At 74.5% G+C, this 408-nt stretch carries 1 pseudogene; it reads right to left on the reverse strand.

Features of this window, described 5'->3' with window-relative positions:
• Positions 1 to 408: pseudogene (locus tag LPA54_RS40595) on the reverse strand (HAMP domain-containing protein); the annotation flags it as partial.

The following is a 408-nucleotide window of genomic DNA, read 5'->3' on the forward strand; positions in this document are numbered from 1 at the left end:
GCGCTGCGCGGTGTTGAACGCCTGCGCCACCTGCCCGAGTTCGTCGTCGCCGTAGTCCAGGGGCGTGGTCGCCGACTCGGGGTCGACCTTCTCGCCGCGCTCCAGCCGGGCCACCACGTCCGGCAGCCGCTCCTGCGCCAGGCCGAGGGTGGCCAGCCGCAGTCCGCGCAGCCGGCGGGACAGCGAGCGGGTGATGCGCCAGGACAGGCCCACGCACAGCAGCAGCGCGAGCAGCCCCGCGGCGCTCAGCGACGCGGCGGTCACCAGCAGGCTGCGCGCCTCGTCGGCGCTGCGGGTGAGCAGCGCGTCGGTCTGCTGCCGGATCATGGCGCTGTACTGCGGGGTGACCTTGTCCATGGCCTCTGCCCACCGGTCCCGCAGGTCCGGCAGTTCGACCTCACGGGCCTC

This window comes from Streptomyces sp. DH12, from assembly GCF_020873895.1.
Lineage (GTDB): Bacteria > Actinomycetota > Actinomycetes > Streptomycetales > Streptomycetaceae > Streptomyces.